This window comes from Paenibacillus paeoniae (assembly GCF_003388735.1).
In the GTDB taxonomy this organism is placed as follows: Bacteria; Bacillota; Bacilli; order Paenibacillales; family Paenibacillaceae; genus Pristimantibacillus; species Pristimantibacillus paeoniae.
In genome coordinates this window covers 1,226,919-1,246,932 of record NZ_QUBQ01000001.1, presented here as the reverse complement: position 1 = coordinate 1,246,932, position 20,014 = coordinate 1,226,919, and the positions used below count along the sequence as shown (strand labels likewise).

Here is a 20,014-nt window from a genome sequence, read left to right as displayed (position 1 = left end):
TCTCTCACCCCCTTCGAGGAATATCGCTATACATGGATTACAATTTCGCAACCATAATATCCGTAATTTCCACCTTCACCAGCTTGCCTTTCGGCAGAATCGGATTTATCAGGTTCAATAATTTTGCTTCCAATGCATCTTCACCTGCGGAGCCATTGAGATCTTCTGCTGTCATGTCCGCCAGTGTTCGACTTACAATCGGCTTAATCTCGATCTCCAGCAACTTATCAAAATCTTCCTTTGCCTTCTTGGAATCCAACTGAAACGCAAAGCTCACAATGACAACGTTTTTGGAATCCATCAAATTACGACGGAAATCCTTTAATCCCGATGTTACCTCTACGCGTTCTTTCGCTGACAACACTTCGATCTTTACAGGCTTTTTCGCCGCCTCTGTATCCGACGGATCATTAATCAACGAGCGGAACAAAATGATGGCCACGATTGCGATAAGCGTAATGGAAAGCAAAATGGTTATTAACCAGGGCAACATTTTTTTCATGTCGAAGGACCCTCCTGTTATTCACTCTTTTGGGCCGCTGCAACGAGGCCAATTGTTTGAAGAAACTGCTGATTTAGCTCAATGAGCTCGCTAGTCTTCTCTTTTACAACCAGCTTATTGCCGGTCGTAAGTGTTATTACCGTATCAGCAGCCTCTTCAATCAATTCAATAAAAAGTGCATTTATTGTAACTTTCGTTCCGTTTAAACGCGTGACGGTAATCATCAGCTACCCCCTCTTATGTAGGGGAGGCTGATAGCCTCCCGCTTAGTTCATTCCATTATTAACGCTTCAGGTTAACAACTTCCTGCAAAATCTCATCCGAAGTTGTAATGATTCTGGAGTTGGCCTGGAAGCCGCGCTGTGCAACGATCATCTCTGTAAATTCAGCCGTCAAGTCGACGTTCGACATCTCAAGCTGTCCAGCAATAATAGCGCCTGTGCCAAACTCGGGATCGTTTGCTGCCAGAAGCTCAAACTCACCGTCCGGGTTCGCGTTGACCGTCATGCGATACAGATTGCCGCCAAGCTTTTCAAGACCGCTTGGATTAACAACCTTCGCAATGCCGAGTTGAGCTACCTCTACTTGACCATCAGGCGTAACACCAAGAATCGTGCCGTCCTGGCTGATGCTGAATGCCGTAACTTCCTCGTCCAGAACGATTGGTGCGCCATCAATGCCTAACACGAACAATCCGTCGGCTGTAACCAATTGGCGTGCCGCATCCAGGTTGAAGTTACCTGCGCGCGTCAGCATCATCTCAGCACCGTCGCCAGCGGATACTACAAAAAATCCGTCGCCGTCAATACGTACGTCTCTTGCCTGGTTCGTCGTCATCGCGCTGCCTGCTGTATGAATGGTGTCAATGGAAGCAACCGACACGCCTAATCCGATTTGCTTAGCATTGACGCCGCCGCGCTCACCTTCCTCAGGAGCGGTCACACCCGATACCGTCTGGCTTAGAATATCCGAGAACATAACGCGTCCAGCTTTAAAGCCGACCGTGTTGACGTTCGCAATATTGTTGCCGATGACGTCAAGCTTGGTTTGAAACCCTCTCATACCGGAAACGCCTGAATACATGGATCTGAGCATGCTTTATTCCTCCAATGGGTTGTATTTGACTCGGGGCTGCTTCAGTCGATCCGCAGCCTGAGGCTTCCTGTACGGTCCAGCCTCTATCAAGACAAAATAATAGCACTATCAATCTGTGTAAATACGTTACTCTGCATTTGCTTGCCATCCATCGCCGTTACGACGGTACGCGTCGGAACATTGACGATCATCGCAATGTCTTTGAAAACAATCAGCGAATCCTTAGCGCCCTTGGATGCAGCATCGTCAACAGCTCTCATAATTTGATTCAGCGATTCAGGCTGCAGCTTGATCCCTCTCTGCTCCATTCGCATCTCCGCATGATGGCTGAATTTCAATACCTGCGATTCCAGCAAGTCGCGGAATTCGGTAGATGAAGGCGTCTTTCCCTGCTGTCCTCTCGCAGCCTTCTCAAGCTGCAATGGAGCTGTTCTTATCGGATACAGATGACCGATCTTCATGCTGTCGCTCATGCTCATTCCACCTCTTCCGAGGTATCAGTCTCAGAATCATCAGGTTGATTCTCTGAGATGGACAACAGATAATCAAGCGCAACTTCCTTGTTACCAATTCTGGAATAGAGAATGCCATCCTTGGAAAGAATGGAATCGACTTGGCCGCTTAAGGTTTTCACCGCACCTGCCTCGTCATACTCATTCCACTGTACCCATTTGCCGATCAAGCTGGATGCCGAACCGATGCTATTGCGCATAAGCGACAACTCGGTATTCATATTCATCAGCTGCTCAACAGATGTGAATTGAGCCATTTGTGCAATAAACTCCCTATCCTGCATAGGCTGCATCGGATCTTGGTTCCGAAGTTGTGCAACCAGAATCGATAGAAATTGATCCTTGCCAAGCTTATCCGTCGGCTCTCTCTTAGATGCAGCTTGCACGTTGTTTTTATGATAGTCCGGCCAAACTAAACGCGGATTTACCTTTTCTGCCACTGCTATTCACCTCCGATCGGTGCTTCTCGCGCAAGCCGTTATGCTGTTTCATTAATGGCACGCCCATAACCTAAACCTTGAATAACAGCTTGTTCGACCAGTTCGGATTCGAAGGCATTGTCGGTCACATTTTCATCATCGCCCAGTCCATTGCGATTGTCAGAAGCCCCTTTACCTTGCTGTCCTTGTCCATGATGCTGTTGAGACAGCTCCATTGACGCAGGGCTTTGAGTAACCTCAAGCTTCTCAACGTTCAGACCTTGCGCTTGCAGGGCTGCTCTTAATTGAGCCATCTGGTTTTCCAAGAGATCTTTCGCCTTTGAAGTATCCGTTTGGAAAAGAGCTGTCAAAACGCCGTTTTGCATCGAAATACGAACATCTACTTGACCGAGTTGTTCAGGAAAAAGCTTGAGCTTCGCTTCAGACATACCGTCAACCGCACGAACATTGAATTTCTGTACAATCAACCCATTCATCGTATCCGCGAAGTTGTCAGCAAGCACAAATGCTGTAGGCGCAGCCGTTCTTCCAAGAAGCGGTGCGAAGTCCCGAACATTATGCGGTCCAATAAGCGGCAGTTGAGCCGTAGCTGATTGCTCTGCAGAAGCTTGAGCTTGGTTATCCGCTTGCGGTTGAACGAGCGGCCCTTCGTTTACAGCGGACATCATAGCGTTAAACGCTGATGGATGTACAGCTTGTTGGGATAATCGCTGCAGCATGCTGCTTACATCCTTGGATGGTGTAGACTGAGCAACCAACCATGAAGGTACTGCGTTAGCCTCGGCTCTAGGTCCTTTGTTTTCCCCGCTTGATTCATTCAATAGAGCTGCAGACAGTGCTTGCAGTTGGTTGGCGATCAACGCATGCGGTTCCTGCCCTTGAACTTGTCTCAGGGAACCCTGCTGCAAAAGCGACTGCAATTGAATCAGACCAACCTGCATACTTGACTTTGTCTGTTCAAGTGCTTGTGCGTTCCCAGCTAGTCCACTCGCTTGGTCGGCATCCCATCCGCTATTCGATGAGCGAGCAGCTGGTATTCCAAGAAGCGCAAGCAAGGCCTGGAGCGAATAAAGCATCGATTGCAGCTGATCCAGCATGCTGCCCGTATCCTCATCCTCGTTCTCCGCTGCGGTATCCAGCTTGTCCATCAGTCCGTCAATCAAGGACATTAAATCTTCTGTTGAGACGGCTGTTTCAGCAGCATTCAGAGAGACTATGCCATTCTGGGACGTAATCATACCAACGACACCCGATTGCTGTGTCTGCCCGTTAGCTGTAGTAGATTCGCCAACGATTTGTTGAACAAGCGCTTGCTTGAAGCTGGCTTCAGCTCCTGTTCCAGTACCTGTTTTTGTCGTTGCCGTTCCGCTGATTGCAGTGGCTTGTCCTGCAACTGCCATGCCAGGAATGATCATTTCCATATATGTATTCACCTCCTTTCCCGTTCTGTTGTGTTCTGGAAGGAGCTCAGTACTCTATGTGCCGGACATTAGCTTCGTCATGATATTTGCAGCTACGGCTTTATCTGATTTAGACATTTCTGTCAAGATTGCAGATCGCGCCGCATCATCTACCGAGTTTAAAATACGGATTACTTTGCTGGGACTGATCTCCATCATTTTGATGAGCATCTCGCCCGCACTTTTGGCATCCATCGAAGTAAAGGTTGCATTAAGCTGTTCTTGATTCAACGTAGCGGATACTGGCTTTTCCTCCGCTTTTTCCGTCTGATCAAGTCGCGATTGCAACGCTGCAATTTGCATGTCCTTCGCGCTCTGACTATCTTTCATCTTCATTGTGGCTTCAGCCGCTAGGCGTGGATCCATCTTCTCCATGATGCGCACCCGATCGTCCGGACGCATAGAGGAGAACAGCAACACCATCTCATCCGTCGTCATATTTTGTACGATAGGCGCAGCCTTGCTAGGCGTCATTTTGGAGAACATGCTGGCCAGCTCCGTAATTTTAGCCGCATATTCTTCATTTTCCATGCGACTATCTTCTGTTTGCTGCTTCAGCAGCGCGTTCTCTGCCTGCAAATCCTGAACAACATCTGCCTGACTGCCCTTCTCGCCGTTAGCAGCCGCCAATTCCTGCTTTACAGATGCCAGTTCAGTTTCCAGCTCTTCGATTTTCTCCGTCATTTTAATAGAACGGATTTGACTGTCATCCATGGAGCCGCCGGTAACCTTGGGCTCTGGCAACACATTTTTGACAACCGGAATCGATTGACCGAATTGAAGCGCCCGATTGCGGAAATCTGCATCAAACATGGTGTAGAGGACGCCCAGCAACACGATGACAAACAGGATAGGTATTAACATAAACATCAATCGTTCAAATGCGTTATAACCTTGTTTTTCTACTTCAGTATCCGCCAATTCCACTCACTCCTCTAGCCGGTGTTACGCTTCATTTAAGGGGTTGGCATGATAAACCGGACAGTTGCCATCTCATCCAGCTCATTCTGCTCCTTGAGCTGCAGCGCTTGCCGGAACCGATCCATGGCATGATCTTTTGCTTTGAGCCAAACTTTCTCATCCTTCATTTTGTCCGCCAGCTTGGAGCGGTTCTGCTCAACTACCCGCTCGGCCTTCTTCACATCTTGCAGCTTGTTTTCAATGCAGGTCTGCAAGTAGTCCAAATATTGACCGATGATCTGCAATTCTGCGAGCGGTACAGATCGCTGCGAAGCGGCTTGAAGCCGCTCCTCCCATTCAAGCTTCGTCTCCCGAAGCTCATTCAGCGATTTCTCCTCAGCGGTCAAAGCGCCAAGAGCGCTTGATAACAGCCATTCCTGCTGCGTCTTTTCGCTTGTTTTCAGATCAACGACTTTTTGAAATGAATAATGAAAGGAAGCCACCTATGACTCAACTCCTGTGAAATTCGTTCACCAATCGTTCCTGCGTTTCGCTAAGCGTAACTTTTTCATTCGTCTTTTGCCTCGTAAAGGAATGAATGGCGTCGATATATTCGAGGGCTAGATCAATTTCTTTATTCGATCCTTGCTGATACGCCCCGATATTGATTAGGTCTTCCGAATCTTTATAAATAGAAAGAAGTCGCTTCAGATCATTGGCCGCATCCTGTTGCTCTTCGGTCACAATTTCTTTCATGACGCGACTGACAGAAGCAAGTACGTCAATCGCCGGAAAATGTCCCTTATGGGCCAAGTGGCGGCTAAGTACAATATGTCCGTCCAGGATGCCCCTAACTGCGTCGGCAATCGGCTCATTCATATCGTCACCATCGACCAATACCGTGTAGAAAGCGGTAATGGAGCCTGTCGGCCCTGTCCCTGCGCGTTCCAACAGTTTCGGCAAAGCGGCAAATACAGATGGTGTATAACCCCTCGTAGCAGGAGGTTCGCCAATGGCAAGTCCGACTTCACGCAGGGCCATGGCATAACGCGTTACGGAATCCATCATCAGCATCACGTTCAAACCGCGGTCACGGAAATACTCGGCAATGGTTGTTGCGATTAACGCGCCTTTCATCCGGATTAGCGCCGGCTGATCGGAAGTTGCGACAATGACAACGGATCTTGCAAGACCTTCCGGCCCCAGATCCTTCTCGATGAACTCCAGCACCTCGCGGCCGCGTTCGCCGATGAGTGCAATGACGTTCACGTCTGCTGATGTATTTCTGGCGATCATGCCAAGCAGCGTACTCTTGCCTACACCGGAACCCGCGAAAATGCCGACCCGTTGGCCCTGGCCCACCGTCAGCAGTCCGTCTATAGCCCGTACGCCGATGCTTAGCGGATCTGTCACCCGAGGGCGGCTGAGCGGATTGCTTGGCTCATTATGCGTCGAATAGTGATGCATCCGGCTAGGCAAGTACGACCCGTCAAGCGGATTGCCAAGTCCGTCCAGCACTTTGCCAAGCAGCTCTGAACCTACCTGTATAGTCAAAGGTTTGCCAGTACCGACTACGTCGCAACCGGGACTAATGGCATGCAGATCACCCAGCGGCATCAAAATAACTTTGTTGTCCCTGAAGCCTACCACCTCCGCTTTAAGCGGCTTGGCGCTTTTCGAAGGATAGATATAGCACAGATCGCCGATACTCGCATCCGGCCCTTCCGATTCTACGGTTAAACCAATAACCTGCGTTACCTTACCGTTCACGCGAACCGGATCAAGCGGTCTAAGATGCTCCAGATACTTCATAGCGTCCAGATTACTCGCGTTCATCCGCATGTCCTCTTTCTGCATCATTCTGATGGGCAAGCGTGATCAGCTCGCGCTTGATCTCCGACAATTGGGTATCAATTCGGGCGTCAATGCTGCCGTAAGCGGAGCGAATGACACAACCGTTATCCTTGACGGAGGAATCCGGCAAAATCTGCAGCTCGGCTTGCGAATCAATCGCAGCATGAAGCTCTTCCCGTGCAGCTTGTACGAAAGTCAGCTGCGATGGAGCTACACAAAGCGTAATGACACCCTGCTCCCGTCTGCGTGATAAAGAGCGGCGAATCATCTCGATCGTGACGTCCGGCGTCAATGAAAGCTGCTGTCCGATAACCTTCTCGGCAATGGCGCTGCTCAGCTCCACCAGAAACGGCTCAGCTTCCTGAATGATCTGTTCTCGCGAAGCGTAAGCATGCTTCAGCACATCAGCTGCTTCCGCAATTTTGGACTCCCAGCTCTCGCGCAGCTGCGCTTCCGAAGCTGCGGTCCCTTCTGCAAAACCTTGCTCGTATCCTGATGTTTGTGCTTCTGCAGAGGCAATCTCGTCTGCTTCCCGCTTTTCGAGCCACCATACATCAATCTGGGCTTGCGCATCTGCGAGCATTTTCTCGCATTCTTGCGCCGTTTCCTGAAGCCTATTTTCAGCAAAAATTTCAGCATCCTCCAAGATCTGATCTCGGAGAGCTACCGTCTCTTCGTCTGGGACGGGTTCCGCTTGTATTTGCATATCCATATCTGTACGTGCGTGTTCCTGGAATGGATTAGTCCATCTCAACTGCTTTAGATGATCCAAAGGGATAACACTGGAAGATTTGATCAAATTAGACAATGATATCATCTCCTCCGCCGCGTGCGATGATGATTTCACCCGATTCTTCTAACCTGCGAATCGTAGCCACGATTCTGGTTTGGGCTTCTTCCACGTCACGCAGCCGCACAGGACCCATGAATTCCATTTCTTCTTTGAACGTTTCGGCCATGCGCTTGGACATATTGCGGAAGATCGCTTCGCGTACTTCTTCGCTGGCCACCTTGAGCGCAAGTTGCAAATCTGCGTTTTCGATATCCCGGATGATACGCTGGATGGAACGATTGTCGATATTGACAATATCCTCGAAAACGAACATCCGTTTTTTGATTTCTTCCGCCAACTCCGGATCCTGAATCTCGAGCGCATCGAGAATAGTCCGTTCCGTACCGCGGTCAACACCATTCAAAATTTGGACGATGGAATCAATGCCGCCTGCATTCGTGTAATCCTGCGTAACCGTCGCAGACAGCTTCTGCTCCAGTACTCGCTCCACTTGAGAAATGACTTCCGGCGATGTGCTGTCCATAAGCGCAATTCTTCTTGCCACATCCGCCTGCTTGTCTTGCGGCAAGGACGATAAAATTTGCGAGGATTGCTCGGATTGCAAATACGACAATACGAGAGCAATCGTCTGTGAATTTTCATTTTGGATAAAGTTCAGGATTTGGGTCGGTTCCGCTTTTCTTGCGAAATCAAAAGGCCGTACTTGAAGCGTCGCCGTCAGACGATTGATAACGTCCTGCGCTTTCGCTTCGCCAAGCGCCTTCTCCAAAATATCCTTTGCATACGAGATGCCGCCTTGCGATATATATTCCTGCGCCAGACAAATCTGGTGAAATTCACTCAGAATCAGCTCGCGGTCTTGACTATCGACCTTCCGTACGTTTGCAATTTCAAGAGTAAGCTGCTCGATCTCTTCATCTCGCAGATGCTTGAAAATTTGCGCCGATACTTCTGGACCCAAAGTAATTAATAAAATGGCCGCCTTCTGACGTCCCGTTAAACCTTGCGTCGGTTTAGACAATTACAGCACCTCTATTCATCCACAAGCCAGGTGCGAAGAAGGTTGACGAATTCGTCAGGCTTGCGTTTGGCGAGTGTTTCAAGATTTTTACGTGCTTGGCTATCGTTATTGACACTTTCAAAATCAAGTGTCGGATACTCCACTTTCGATGGAGCTACAGCCATTTCCACTTCCTCAACCTGCGTCCCTTTGCGTCTGCGTGTGAGCATAACCACAAGCCCGCCGATAATGGCCAGTGCGGCAACGCCAATTCCGATTGCCCAAGGCAATGAGAGACCGCTTGTTTGAGTTGCTGTCGCGCTTTCTGCAAAATTTCTTGCGATTAGCGAAACTTTTTTGTTAATCAGAACGTCATCATTAACATCCTGTCCTGAATCAGCAAGCTGGGAGCGTACCAGCGTAGTCAAATAATTCGTAATAGCTGCCCTAGAATCTTCATCATTCAATTGAGCTGCTTCGACACCAATGCTAATAGACAGGTCCTTTAGGACAAAAGGCCCGGATTCGATGCTATTATTGATCCGGTCAAATTCGTAGTTCCGGATTTGTGAGCTCGTCTCCGATGTATTGTTGCCTTGTCCTGCTGCTTCATAGCCCGGAATATCCGTTTCGCCAGTTCCCGCTACACCGCCCGCTTGTGTAGAAGATCCCGTCGATGACGAGTTGTTCAACTCTTCGCTGAGGACGATACCGTTGTTGTTGTTATTTTGCAGCGGTCTGACCAGACTCTCTTGCGTCAACTTCTTGTCGAAGTTCATGCTGCTGGAGATGCTGACGACCAAATTTTCGCTGCCTACGATAGGTCCAAGGAACTGTTGGATATTTTTCTTTAGGTCTGACTCATATTTGCTTTGAATCTGAAATTGCATTTCTACCAGATCTGTACTGCCCGACCCGACTCCTCCTGCCTCGGAAGAAACCAGTTCGCCATGCTGCTTGGAAGAAATCGTTATGTCCTTGATGGCAAGATCCGCCACTGTAGCTCTAACCAGATTGTAATAACCGTCGATTTCTTTCTGATTTGGCCGGTAACCCGGCTTAAATTGCATGACGATTGCAGCTGTTGCTTTGGTCGCATCCTCTGGTCTTAGAAAGACACTTTCTTCAGGGGAGTTAATTAATACTTTGGAGCTTTCTACCCCTTGAAGACCGTTAAGCAGCTTTTGTACTTCTCCGTTGAGTGCGTTCTGGTAGAGAACGTTGAACTCATTTTCCGTTGTGCCGAGCTTGGACGAATTGGAACTGAAAATTTCAAATCCGATAGAACCATTCTGTACCAAACCTTCAGAGCCGGCACCTATTTTCACTCGGGACGCCATCTTGCTAGGAACCATTATGCTTGTACCATTCGCTTCAAGCTTATAAGGAATACCGCTGGAGTCCAAATAGTTCATGACTGCCGCGGAATCTGTTGCGTCCAAATTTTGGAACGCAAGTTCATATTCCGTTCTCGTGAACACGATTGTCAGCAGAATGACTGCCAACAATAATCCGCTAATAGATGCCCCCAACCATATTTTTTGTTTTCTGCCCATCTGGCTCCAGAACAGCTTCAGCCGTTCGCGATATTGGGCGAATCTCTCGTTCACATTGTCACCTCACCCAAATACTTTGCTAGGAATAAAGTACGATTAAATTTGCATCCGCATCATTTCTTGATATGCCTCAACAACCTTGTTGCGGATTTGTGAGGTAAACTGCAAACTGAGATGAGCTTGCTCTGCAGCCACTAGCACTTGCGTTACATCAACTTGACCGACCAAATATTGATCATTTAATTTATGAATGCTTTTCTCCTGAGCGCTGACGCTCTCAAGCGCCGTCTGGAGGTATTGGCCAAAGCTTTTTGTTAATTCAGCCGGAGTCGCTTGCTCAATCGGCTTGGTCTGTACCATTTTAGCTGGGGCCGCCGGGCCCAATAACATCGATTGAATCATCATTTTCCCTCCGGTCATATATGTTGTTAAGGGCGACCGATCTCGAGCGCCTTCATAAACATCGACTTTGTAGCATTGATAGCTGTAACGTTTGCTTCGTAAGCTCTGGATGCTGCAATCATATCGACCATTTCTTTTGCCACATCAACATTCGGCATATGTACATAACCATTTTCATCTGCATCAGGGTGCGTCGGATTGTATACTAGCTTGTTTGGCGTATGGTCTTCCTGAATACGGCTAACCTTAACCCCTTGTGCAGTTCCGTTGCGACCCATCTCGTTGGCAAGGACATTCGAAAATGATTGACCATTCGGTTCCAACACGACCAGCTTTCGTTTGTATGGTTCAAACTTTCCGTTTACAAAGCTTCCGCGAGTAGTCTCCGCATTGGCGATATTGGAGGAGATCACATCCATTCGCATACGCTGTGCTGTCAGCGCCGAGGCACTAATGTCAAATCCGGTTGACATTTTCATCGTCTAGCCCCTCCCTTCGATTGCAGTTCGCATCATTTTCAATTCATGATTAATTTGCTTAGTGTACAGGTAATAGCTCAGCTGGTTCTTGGCAAGAAGCGACATTTCGCGATCAGGATCGACATTGTTTTTGTTGTTGTTCATCGTAGTCGAATCATCAGTAACAACTTGAGAACTTGGCAGCCTAGAGGCATTAGAGCCAATCGAGATATGCCTGCTGTCACTGCTTCGTCCAGCCAATTTACGGCCAGCTCCCATCGTTTCTTCTAGCAATTGTTCGAATACTAACTCTGATCTTTTGAAATGCGGCGTCTCGGCGTTAGCAATATTGTTCGAGATGACGCGCTGCCTGACTTCTGCAGCGTAGGCCGCAGCCTCCATTCGTTGAAATGCTGCGCCATTCAACAATTTCATGTAGTTTCACCACTTTCGCTATAGAAATCTTACGTTACCTATTCAACAGAATAATCTTCATTCCTTCTTCATTCGACATAAAAACATTAAAAAAATGAGATAAATCTGTCGATTTGTGCTACCACGAATATCTTCATCAATTACCTAAATTATTACAATAAGAAAATAGCCCTATCTTTGTTTAAAAGATAGGGCTTCTCTGGTTAATACGGACTAGGTCCTATGATTTTATCTTTTCGAGTTCTTGCAGCAATTGATGGTTCAAAATTCGAATATACGTACCCTTCATTCCGAGCGATCTTGTCTCAATTACACCAGCGCTTTCCAGCTTGCGCAGCGCATTGACGATGACGGAACGAGTAATGCCTACACGATCGGCAATCTTCGAAGCGACCAGCAGGCCTTCCTTCCCGTCCAGTTCCTCAAAGATATGCTCCACAGCCTCAAGCTCGCTAAAGGACAAGGAACCTACCGCTACAGACACGACAGCACGGCTGCGCGCTTCCTGCTCGATCTCGTCGGCGCGTTCGCGTAAAATTTCCATACCGACGATCGTTGAGCCATACTCGGCAAGCACGAGATCATCATCATTAAATGCGCCTGACGACCTAGTCAGCACAAGCGTACCAAGACGGTCGCCTCCACCAATAATCGGTACAACTGTCATTACTTCCTGGTCACCCAGGCGGGTCAGCGATTGGAACATGTCCGGTTCAGGCTTGACGTTGGTTATCGACTCTCCCGTCTCCAGGAACCCCGCATTTGTTTCTTGCGAGAAACGAAGCTCGTCCTCTGTAAGATTGCGGATAAAGTCGTGATCATATACGTCTACAGCTGCAGAACCCAATATTTTGCCCCTGCGGCTAACGACAAACACATTGCTTTGTACGGTGGAGCATAATACTTCAGCCATTTCTTTAAAGCTGAGTGCCTTGCCGGCCGCTCGCTGGAGCAGCCGGTTCAGCGTTCTTGTCTTGTTTAATAAACTCATTTCTAAATGCCTCCCAAAACTGTAACCATTACAATATATATTGACTCAGATCGCGATCCTTGGCAATGCTGCCAAGCTTCTCGCGTACATATTCCGGCGTAATTAACATTTTATCCAAAGAAAGCTCCGGAGCCTCGAAGGACAGATCCTCCAGCAGCTTCTCCAAAATCGTGTGCAGCCTGCGTGCGCCGATATTCTCCATATTGCGATTAACATCAGCTGCTATAGATGCAAGTTCTTGAATGGCTTCCGATGAAAATTCCACTTCGATGCCTTCCGTTTGCAGCAATGCCGTATACTGCTTCGTTAATGCATTTCTCGGCTCGGTCAAAATGTTAATGAAGTCATCCAGACTAAGGCTGGTCAACTCCACCCGAATCGGAAACCGTCCTTGCAGCTCCGGAATAAGATCCGAAGGCTTCGCAACATGGAACGCACCTGCCGCTATGAACAGTACGTAGTCCGTTTTAACAGGCCCGTACTTCGTCATAACCGTCGATCCCTCGACAATAGGGAGAATATCCCTTTGTACGCCCTCACGCGATACGTCAGGCCCTGAGCCGCGAGAAGGGCTTGCAATCTTGTCGATCTCATCGATAAAGATAATGCCGCTTTGCTCTGCACGGATGACCGATTCCGAGATGACGTCGTCCATGTCGATCAGCTTATTCGCTTCTTCCTGAATAAGCGCTTTACGCGCTTCTTTCACAGGAAGCTTGCGTTTTTTAGGTTTTTTAGGCATCAACTGGCCGAAGAGCTCCTGCATATTCATGCCCATGCCTTCGGGACCTTGGCCCGATAGCATATCAAGCATATTAGGCGAGGTGTCCTCCACCTCAATCTCGATCACTTCATTCTCGAGCTTGCCAGCTGCAAGCTGTTCTCGGATCAGGTTTCGTTTGGCGTGAAGAGAATGATCCTGTTCCTGGTCCGTCTCTTCTTCCTTCTCTTCGCTCCCGCCGCCGAACAGCATCTCGAACGGATTTTTATTCGACTTCGGTTTGGCCGCGGAAGGAGCAAGAAGCAATACAACACGCTCGTTGGCAAGCTTCTCTGCCTTGTCCTTAACGCCTTCCGTTTTTTCCGACTTGACCATACGGATCGCAGTTTCCACCAAGTCACGAACCATTGACTCCACGTCGCGACCTACATAGCCGACCTCTGTAAACTTAGTAGCCTCCAGTTTGACAAAAGGCGCCTTTACCAATTTGGCAAGTCTGCGTGCAATTTCCGTCTTGCCTACGCCCGTTGGCCCGATCATTAATATGTTTTTCGGTACGATCTCGTCACGAATGGTCTCATCCAGCTTGCTTCTCCGATAACGATTCCGAAGCGCTACGGCAACAGAACGCTTGGCGTCCTTTTGGCCAACGATATATTTATCCAGCTCCGCGACGATCTGGCGCGGTGTCAGTGCGTCATTTCCCATTCTCCATCGCCTCCGCTTCTTGGTCTAGCCGATTTCTTCTACAATAATATTTTGATTCGTGTACACGCATATCTCAGCCGCAATCTGTAACGACGACCTCGCAATGTCTTTTGCCTCCATGCCAGGAGCATGGCGTTTAAGCGCTCTTGCTGCCGATAAGGCGAATGTACCTCCGGACCCTATTGCCAGTATGTCATCATCTGGCTCAATGATCTCCCCGTTGCCGGAGATGAGCAGCAGGCCGCTCTTATCCATGACAAGCATCATCGCCTCCAGCTTGCGCAGAATGCGATCGGAACGCCAATCCTTAGCGAGCTCTACAGCAGCGCGCTGCAAATTGCCATGATGCTCCTCCAGCTTCGCTTCGAATTTCTCAAACAACGTGATTGCATCCGCTACCGATCCCGCAAATCCGGCTACGACTTGACCCCGATAGAGCCGTCTAACCTTTTTTGCTGTATTTTTCATCACCATGCTATTGCCGAACGTAACTTGCCCGTCGCCCGCAATAGCACCTTTCCCCTCATGACGAACTGCACAGATCGTCGTTGCATGAAACTGCATTTCCATCGGCCAGGCCTCCTTAAGTAATCAGAATCGTATTTGTTTCGTAAAGGTAGGATCATCTCTTGCCGCATTTATCATCGCAACCGGCACATATGCTTAAGTTTTATGAAACACGGTGTTGCAACATACTCCTTTTGGAACAAATAAAAGCCCAGGTAGGCTGAACATCCCTATTTTACTGTACGGCGGCCGACGATAAATGTTCCTGTTTAAATTGCTCAATGCCCTCTAAAGCGCGATTCGCTATCGCTTCATTTTTCTCTTTCTTATTCCGAATCCGATTCTCAAGCGGCGGGAACAGGCCGAAGTTGGCATTCATCGGCTGGAAATGCTTGAAATCGGCAGTCGTAATGTACTGCGCCATACTGCCCAGAGCTGTTTGTTCAGGCAGTACAAGCGGCTCAAGGCCCTTCGCCAGACGAGCGGCATTCAGTCCTGCAATCAGTCCGGATGCAGCCGACTCCACGTATCCTTCCACACCTGTCATTTGACCGGCAAAAAATAACGTCTCCTTGCCCTGAGTCTGATAGGTTGGCTTCAACAACTTTGGTGAATTGATGAACGTATTGCGGTGCATGACGCCATAGCGGACAAACTCCGCATTCTCAAGTCCTGGAATAAGCGAGAATACGCGCTTCTGCTCGCCCCATTTCAAATGGGTTTGGAAACCGACCATATTGTACAGCGTGCCCGCAGCGTTATCCTGACGGAGCTGAATGACGGCATGCGGAAGCTTACCGGTATGAGGATTGACTAGCCCCACAGGCTTCATAGGGCCAAACAAGGCAGTCTGCTTGCCTCGGCTCATCATAACCTCAATCGGCATGCAGCCTTCGAAATAAATTTCCTTCTCGAATTCTTTGAGCTCCGCCTTCTCTGCAGAAATGATCGCCTCGTAAAACACGTCGAACTCTTCTTCGGTCATGGGACAGTTCAAATATGCGGCTTCGCCTTTATCATATCTAGATGCCAGATAGACTTTGCTCATGTCAATCGAATCTTTGTCGATAATTGGAGCTGCCGCGTCATAGAAGTAAAAATACTCTTCTCCGAGCAGGCCCTGTATTTGCTTGGAGAGATCCGGCGCCGTGAGCGGTCCGGTAGCAATGACCGTAATTCCATCTTGCGGAATTTCCGTTACCTCTTCATTGCGCACTTCAATTAACGGATGATTATGCAGTCTGCTCGTAATCTCACCGGAGAAGCCGTCGCGGTCAACCGCAAGCGCTCCACCTGCAGGAACTGCATGCAGATCGGCACTGCTTAAAATAATAGAGTCCAATCTGCGCATTTCTTCCTTCAAGACGCCAACCGCATTAGCTAAGCCGTTAGCGCGAAGGCTGTTGCTGCATACCAGCTCGGCAAAATTTTTCGTATGATGGGCCGGCGTTTGTCTTACCGGGCGCATTTCGTATAAAGTAACGGGCACGCCTTGTGATGCGATTTGCCATGCTGCTTCACTTCCGGCAAGTCCGGCTCCGATTACGGTTACTTTCTGTGTCAATGGTGTTCATTCCTTTCCAGTAGTTAAATCCCAATACCCTTTCCTTAAGGGCTTTCGCCCCCTCCCAAACCCTCCCTTCCAAGGGAGAGCCCCAAGGTGCTGCGCTCCTCAGGGCACCCGCCTGCATGACGAGTGAACATCCGCGAAGTCCCAATGAGACTTCCTGCTAGGAACGCTTAGCCCCTTCGGGACAAGCTTCATTTTGGTGCAGGTTATGGCTAGTCCCTGCGGACTTGCCCCTTATGGAAACCAAGTGGTTGGGGCTTGGGTCATTGCTGGGAGAGATTGATTGGTTAGGGTCAGGTATGTTTGTTGTTATGACACTATTACTTCTATCAGTGCTATGAGACCTGCTCAGCTAACTCTGCCCTGTTGAATTGCTTTTCGGGCACAGACGATCGATTATACCATAATTAATGTGGTGATGTCGTATGGGATAAATGGATAGCGCGATGAATGCGTTAGATTTGCAAATTATGAGCTTATGTTGGGAAACTGTGCCAAAGCTGAGGAAGTCCTTAGAACAACATCATCCTCCCTGATGAAGGGAGGACGTGTGGTTACGTGTGTGCAATATGCAAGCTCGACGCAATATGGCCATCCGGCCTCTTACGCCTGTTCTTCTTGATCTTCGTCCGGCACTTCCTCCGAATAATCGCAGGAAACGCACTGCAGCTTCACGCCGCTGCGATTTCGCTTCTCGACTAGCATAGCCTCGCAATTCGGGCACGGCTTGTCGGTCGGCTTATCCCAGGATACATAATCGCAACCCGGGTACTGGTCGCAGCCGTAGAATATACGGCCTTTTTTACTACGTCGCTCGATAATATGACCATCGCCGCATTTTGGACAAGCGACGCCAATATCTTTTACTATCGGCTTCGTATTGCGACATTCCGGGAAACCGGAGCATGCAAGGAACTTGCCGAAACGCCCCATCTTGTAAACCAAGTGTCTGCCGCATTTCTCACATATCTCGTCAGACACCTCATCTTGGATTTCAATCTCCTTCATCTCTTCTTCCGCGACTTCAAGGCGCTTCTCGAAGGATTCATAGAAATTAGCCAAAACCTTTACCCAATCTTCCGTACCCTCCTCGACATGGTCGAGGTTATCTTCCATATTGGCTGTAAATTCCGCATTCAGTATCTCAGGGAAAAATTCCTCCATGAGCTGAATAACCAGATCACCAAGCTCGGTCGGCATAAATTTCTTTTCTTCTATCGCTACATATCCGCGCTTCTGAATCGTCTCCAGTGTCGGCGCATATGTGCTCGGACGACCTATGCCAAGCTCCTCAAGCGTTCGGACAAGCCTTGACTCGGAATAACGTGGAGGTGGCTGGGTGAAATGCTGCTTCGGCTCAAGTCCGTCAGTCTGAACGACGTCACCCGCTGCCAATTGCGGCAAAAACTTATATTCTTCAACGGTGCCGTCATCGTTGCCTTCTACGTACACCTTCATAAACCCGGCGAATTTCACCTTGGAACCGGTTGCCCGGAACACCGTCTTGCCAGATGCCAGATCAACAGTCATCGTATCCAGAATTGCCGAGGACATTTGACTGGATACGAAACGCTCCCAGACCAATTTGTACAAACGGAACTGATCTCTGGACAGGAATGGCTTCATCGTCTCCGGATCTCGGAGAATAGAAGTCGGACGAATCGCTTCATGCGCATCCTGGGCATTACTGTTTTTCTTCGTATAAACTCGCGGCTGCTCCGGCGAATAATTCGGACCATATTTCTCAACGATGTATTCCTTTGCTTCTTCTTGCGCCACTGGTGAAATCCGGGTCGAGTCTGTTCTCATATACGTAATGAGACCAACCGTTCCTTCTTTCCCCAATTCTACGCCCTCGTACAACTGCTGGGCAACGGACATCGTCTTGGAAGCACGGAAACCGTTCTTGCGTGCCGCTTCCTGTTGAAGCGAGCTTGTAATGAACGGAGGAGCCGGATTGCGAAGCCTTTCCTTCTCCTTCACTTCGGCAACGGTAAACGGGCTTTCGCCCATAGCTTGCAGAACTTCCTGCACATCTGCTTCTTTGCCAAGCTCACGCTTCTGTCCGTCAACCGAATAATACTTCGCATCGAATGCGACGCCGCCATGATTCAGCTTCGCCGTAATCGACCAGTATTCCTCCGGCACAAACGCGTCAATCTCATTTTCGCGATCAATAATAAGCTTAACCGCTACGGATTGTACCCGTCCTGCGGACAGTCCTTTTTTGACTTTCTTCCATAATAGAGGACTGATCTTGTAGCCTACCAAACGATCCAATATCCGTCTCGCCTGTTGAGCATTAACCAGATCCAAGTTAATCTTCCGCGGGTTTTTAAACGCGTCCTTTACAGCTTGCTTGGTTATTTCATTAAATACGACTCGGCAAGTATCTTTTTCGTTCAGCTCCAGGTAATGAGCCAAGTGCCAGGCAATCGCTTCTCCCTCGCGATCGGGGTCAGCTGCAAGATAAACGTTCTTCACTTTTTTGCTGGCATCCTTCAACTCTTTGAGCACACTGCCTTTGCCACGAATCGTAATGTATTTCGGATTAAAATTATTATCGACCTCGACGCCGATCTGGCTCTTAGGCAAATCCCTGATATGACCCATGGACGCTTTTACAATGTATTTGCTGCCCAAGTATTTACCAATTGTTTTGGCTTTGGCCGGTGATTCGACAATGACTAATGAATCTGCCATGCGAGGTGCCTCCTCTCTCTACGACAAGTTACAATGCTATATATATGGAACCGGGCTGTAGCTCGATTTTCCGTTTTATACATAAATTTAGCAGAAGTGCGTTCAAATGTCCAAACGGAATAGCGGACAGCTCGTGCAATTCATTGATGGACAGGGGCTGATCCTGTAAAAACGCAATTAATTTGCGCTCTTCCGGCTCTAGCACCGCCGCTGCCTGATTGACTTGCCCGGACACGCCGCCGCTATCCACATATCGGTCGGCTTGATCACGGAGCCAAGGCAGTTCTTCAAATAACTGCGACGTCTCGCTTATTAATCTTGCTCTCCCTTCGCGTATGAGCTCGTTTGGCCCATCACTTTTGGGGGAAGTGATCTGTCCCGGTACAGCGAACAGCTCGCGATCCATCTGCAACGCATGCTTGGCTGTAATAAGCGAGCCGCTCTTGCGGGCACCCTCGACCACAATAGTCGCTCGGCTGAGCGCAGCTATTATCCGATTACGCTGATGAAATTGACCCGGATGAAGCTTCGTACCAATCGGGGTCTCCGACAGCAATAAGCCACTCTCCGCCAATCGCCGGAATAAAGACGCATTTTCCGCCGGGTAACAGGTGTCTATTGGCGTAGGCAACACCGCAATCGTGCCTCCAGGACCCTCCATAGCCGCTTCATGAGCTTTCGAGTCAATTCCCCGGGCTAACCCACTGACAACCGTGATCCCCGCCTCAGAGAGCTCCTGAGCGATAGTCGCAGCCATATGTCTGCCATAAGCGGTTGGCACACGCGTACCAACTATAGCAACGGCTGGCCGATCCAGCAAATCCAGTCGCCCCTTGGCATAGAGTACCCAGGGTGGCTGCGCAATCTCCAGCAATATGGAAGGATAGTTCTCGTCAAAAGGCGTAAGCACAAGCGCATCGCCTTCACCCCGTTGTCTTGCAACTGTCTCCATCCATGAAGCGTTCTTGAAAAAGCGCTCTGCCGTCTCCGCTTGTTCCCGCTTCAGACCGATATCCAGCAGCTCCTGCATCGACCAGCTTCGCTTGTTCCATAACTGATGGAGCACCGCCTTCTGAACGGCATGCCAACCAATTCCCGGCAGCTCATAAAAGGCAATAACCATTCTTCTGCGCAATGTATGCTCGTTATCCATATAACCAACCCTCTTCTTTACGGGCCAGCCTGCATTCCTATCTATTGTGCGTTACGGAGAAGCAGAATGCAAGTCGGCCGTCAAATTTGTACAGCGCCGATACAAAGCTTTCTTAAAATTACAATCTAACTGGGCAGTTTCTTCATTTAAAAAAATGCTTCTATTTGTTCATTTAGAGAGCTTAATATCGATTCAGCTTTTTGCCCAGAAACAGAAAAAAGCAACCTTCAGACACCGTACATAGTGTCCAAAGG

The 20,014-nt window shown here is 48.9% G+C and carries 21 protein-coding genes; all 21 read right to left on the bottom strand.

Translation table 11 applies throughout. The features are described from left to right. Positions 1 to 37 precede the first annotated feature (37 nt). Positions 38 to 502, bottom strand: a complete 465-nt coding sequence (locus DX130_RS05610) for a flagellar basal body-associated FliL family protein (protein WP_116043502.1) — start codon at positions 500 to 502, stop codon at positions 38 to 40. Between the two features lie 17 nt (positions 503 to 519). Continuing rightward, positions 520 to 726, bottom strand: coding sequence for a flagellar FlbD family protein (locus tag DX130_RS05605; RefSeq protein WP_116043501.1), 207 nt, complete (start codon positions 724 to 726; stop codon positions 520 to 522). Between the two features lie 58 nt (positions 727 to 784). Beyond that, entirely contained in the window at positions 785 to 1,597 is an 813-nt protein-coding gene (flgG, locus tag DX130_RS05600) for a flagellar basal body rod protein FlgG (RefSeq protein WP_116043499.1), read from the bottom strand. An 86-nt stretch (positions 1,598 to 1,683) separates the two neighbouring features. Then, positions 1,684 to 2,070 (bottom strand): TIGR02530 family flagellar biosynthesis protein, encoded by a 387-nt coding sequence (locus tag DX130_RS05595; protein WP_116043497.1) that lies wholly within the window; start codon positions 2,068 to 2,070, stop codon positions 1,684 to 1,686. Between the two features lie 2 nt (positions 2,071 to 2,072). Continuing rightward, positions 2,073 to 2,549: a flagellar hook capping FlgD N-terminal domain-containing protein gene (locus DX130_RS05590; protein ID WP_116043496.1), complete on the bottom strand. Its 477-nt coding sequence runs from the start codon at positions 2,547 to 2,549 to the stop codon at positions 2,073 to 2,075. A gap of 38 nt (positions 2,550 to 2,587) precedes the next feature. After that, positions 2,588 to 3,970 (bottom strand): flagellar hook-length control protein FliK, encoded by a 1,383-nt coding sequence (locus tag DX130_RS05585; RefSeq protein ID WP_116043494.1) that lies wholly within the window; start codon positions 3,968 to 3,970, stop codon positions 2,588 to 2,590. A 54-nt stretch (positions 3,971 to 4,024) separates the two neighbouring features. After that, on the bottom strand, positions 4,025 to 4,936 hold the full coding sequence (locus DX130_RS05580; protein WP_240644319.1) for a MotE family protein: 912 nt from the start codon (positions 4,934 to 4,936) through the stop codon (positions 4,025 to 4,027). A 29-nt stretch (positions 4,937 to 4,965) separates the two neighbouring features. Continuing rightward, positions 4,966 to 5,412 carry a flagellar export protein FliJ gene (gene fliJ / locus DX130_RS05575; RefSeq protein ID WP_116043491.1) on the bottom strand — a complete coding sequence of 149 codons (447 nt, stop codon included), beginning with the start codon at positions 5,410 to 5,412 and terminating at the stop codon, positions 4,966 to 4,968. 7 nt (positions 5,413 to 5,419) lie between these two features. Further along, positions 5,420 to 6,745, bottom strand: a complete 1,326-nt coding sequence (gene fliI, locus DX130_RS05570) for a flagellar protein export ATPase FliI (protein ID WP_116043490.1) — start codon at positions 6,743 to 6,745, stop codon at positions 5,420 to 5,422. Then, entirely contained in the window at positions 6,732 to 7,571 is an 840-nt protein-coding gene (locus DX130_RS05565) for a FliH/SctL family protein (RefSeq protein WP_116043488.1), read from the bottom strand. Before DX130_RS05565 ends, fliI begins: the two co-directional genes overlap by 14 nt. Beyond that, positions 7,564 to 8,577 (bottom strand): flagellar motor switch protein FliG, encoded by a 1,014-nt coding sequence (fliG, locus tag DX130_RS05560; protein ID WP_116043487.1) that lies wholly within the window; start codon positions 8,575 to 8,577, stop codon positions 7,564 to 7,566. The genes DX130_RS05565 and fliG overlap by 8 nt, the downstream gene beginning before the upstream one ends. Before the next feature lie 11 nt (positions 8,578 to 8,588). Next, positions 8,589 to 10,166 (bottom strand): flagellar basal-body MS-ring/collar protein FliF, encoded by a 1,578-nt coding sequence (gene fliF, locus DX130_RS05555; protein WP_116043485.1) that lies wholly within the window; start codon positions 10,164 to 10,166, stop codon positions 8,589 to 8,591. Positions 10,167 to 10,208: 42 nt separating this feature from the next. After that, positions 10,209 to 10,514, bottom strand: coding sequence for a flagellar hook-basal body complex protein FliE (gene fliE, locus DX130_RS05550; RefSeq protein ID WP_116043484.1), 306 nt, complete (start codon positions 10,512 to 10,514; stop codon positions 10,209 to 10,211). A gap of 26 nt (positions 10,515 to 10,540) precedes the next feature. Beyond that, a complete protein-coding gene (flgC, locus tag DX130_RS05545; RefSeq protein ID WP_116043482.1) occupies positions 10,541 to 10,993 on the bottom strand; it encodes a flagellar basal body rod protein FlgC in 453 nt (150 codons plus the stop codon). 3 nt (positions 10,994 to 10,996) lie between these two features. Then, complete coding sequence (gene flgB, locus DX130_RS05540; protein ID WP_116043481.1) at positions 10,997 to 11,407, bottom strand: flagellar basal body rod protein FlgB; 411 nt, start codon at positions 11,405 to 11,407, stop codon at positions 10,997 to 10,999. A gap of 220 nt (positions 11,408 to 11,627) precedes the next feature. Then, the gene (gene codY, locus DX130_RS05535; RefSeq protein WP_116043479.1) at positions 11,628 to 12,398 is read right to left on the bottom strand and encodes a GTP-sensing pleiotropic transcriptional regulator CodY; all 771 of its coding nucleotides are present in this window, start codon (positions 12,396 to 12,398) and stop codon (positions 11,628 to 11,630) included. Between the two features lie 28 nt (positions 12,399 to 12,426). Then, positions 12,427 to 13,827, bottom strand: coding sequence for an ATP-dependent protease ATPase subunit HslU (gene hslU, locus DX130_RS05530; protein WP_116043478.1), 1,401 nt, complete (start codon positions 13,825 to 13,827; stop codon positions 12,427 to 12,429). Between the two features lie 24 nt (positions 13,828 to 13,851). Next, positions 13,852 to 14,397 carry an ATP-dependent protease subunit HslV gene (gene hslV, locus DX130_RS05525; RefSeq protein WP_116043476.1) on the bottom strand — a complete coding sequence of 182 codons (546 nt, stop codon included), beginning with the start codon at positions 14,395 to 14,397 and terminating at the stop codon, positions 13,852 to 13,854. Positions 14,398 to 14,569: 172 nt separating this feature from the next. Continuing rightward, on the bottom strand, positions 14,570 to 15,898 hold the full coding sequence (gene trmFO / locus DX130_RS05520; protein ID WP_116043475.1) for an FADH(2)-oxidizing methylenetetrahydrofolate--tRNA-(uracil(54)-C(5))-methyltransferase TrmFO: 1,329 nt from the start codon (positions 15,896 to 15,898) through the stop codon (positions 14,570 to 14,572). Positions 15,899 to 16,507: 609 nt separating this feature from the next. Next, positions 16,508 to 18,607 carry a type I DNA topoisomerase gene (gene topA / locus DX130_RS05515; protein ID WP_116043473.1) on the bottom strand — a complete coding sequence of 700 codons (2,100 nt, stop codon included), beginning with the start codon at positions 18,605 to 18,607 and terminating at the stop codon, positions 16,508 to 16,510. Positions 18,608 to 18,635: 28 nt separating this feature from the next. Continuing rightward, positions 18,636 to 19,760, bottom strand: coding sequence for a DNA-processing protein DprA (dprA, locus tag DX130_RS05510; protein WP_116043472.1), 1,125 nt, complete (start codon positions 19,758 to 19,760; stop codon positions 18,636 to 18,638). Between the last annotated feature and the right edge of the window lie 254 nt (positions 19,761 to 20,014).

Excerpts from the sequence above, each read along its gene's own strand:
- DX130_RS05610 (WP_116043502.1), bottom strand. The coding sequence starts at position 502 with ATGAAAAAAATGTTGCCCTGGTTAATAACCATTTTGCTTTCCATTACG.
- flgB (WP_116043481.1), bottom strand. The coding sequence starts at position 11,407 with ATGAAATTGTTGAATGGCGCAGCATTTCAACGAATGGAGGCTGCGGCC.
- fliI (WP_116043490.1), bottom strand. The coding sequence starts at position 6,745 with ATGAACGCGAGTAATCTGGACGCTATGAAGTATCTGGAGCATCTTAGA.
- codY (WP_116043479.1), bottom strand. The coding sequence starts at position 12,398 with ATGAGTTTATTAAACAAGACAAGAACGCTGAACCGGCTGCTCCAGCGA.
- hslU (WP_116043478.1), bottom strand. The coding sequence starts at position 13,827 with ATGGGAAATGACGCACTGACACCGCGCCAGATCGTCGCGGAGCTGGAT.
- flgG (WP_116043499.1), bottom strand. The coding sequence starts at position 1,597 with ATGCTCAGATCCATGTATTCAGGCGTTTCCGGTATGAGAGGGTTTCAA.
- DX130_RS05605 (WP_116043501.1), bottom strand. The coding sequence starts at position 726 with ATGATTACCGTCACGCGTTTAAACGGAACGAAAGTTACAATAAATGCA.
- DX130_RS05585 (WP_116043494.1), bottom strand. The coding sequence starts at position 3,970 with ATGGAAATGATCATTCCTGGCATGGCAGTTGCAGGACAAGCCACTGCA.
- hslV (WP_116043476.1), bottom strand. The coding sequence starts at position 14,397 with ATGGAAATGCAGTTTCATGCAACGACGATCTGTGCAGTTCGTCATGAG.
- flgC (WP_116043482.1), bottom strand. The coding sequence starts at position 10,993 with ATGAAAATGTCAACCGGATTTGACATTAGTGCCTCGGCGCTGACAGCA.
- DX130_RS05595 (WP_116043497.1), bottom strand. The coding sequence starts at position 2,070 with ATGAGCGACAGCATGAAGATCGGTCATCTGTATCCGATAAGAACAGCT.
- dprA (WP_116043472.1), bottom strand. The coding sequence starts at position 19,760 with ATGGATAACGAGCATACATTGCGCAGAAGAATGGTTATTGCCTTTTAT.
- fliE (WP_116043484.1), bottom strand. The coding sequence starts at position 10,514 with ATGATTCAATCGATGTTATTGGGCCCGGCGGCCCCAGCTAAAATGGTA.
- topA (WP_116043473.1), bottom strand. The coding sequence starts at position 18,607 with ATGGCAGATTCATTAGTCATTGTCGAATCACCGGCCAAAGCCAAAACA.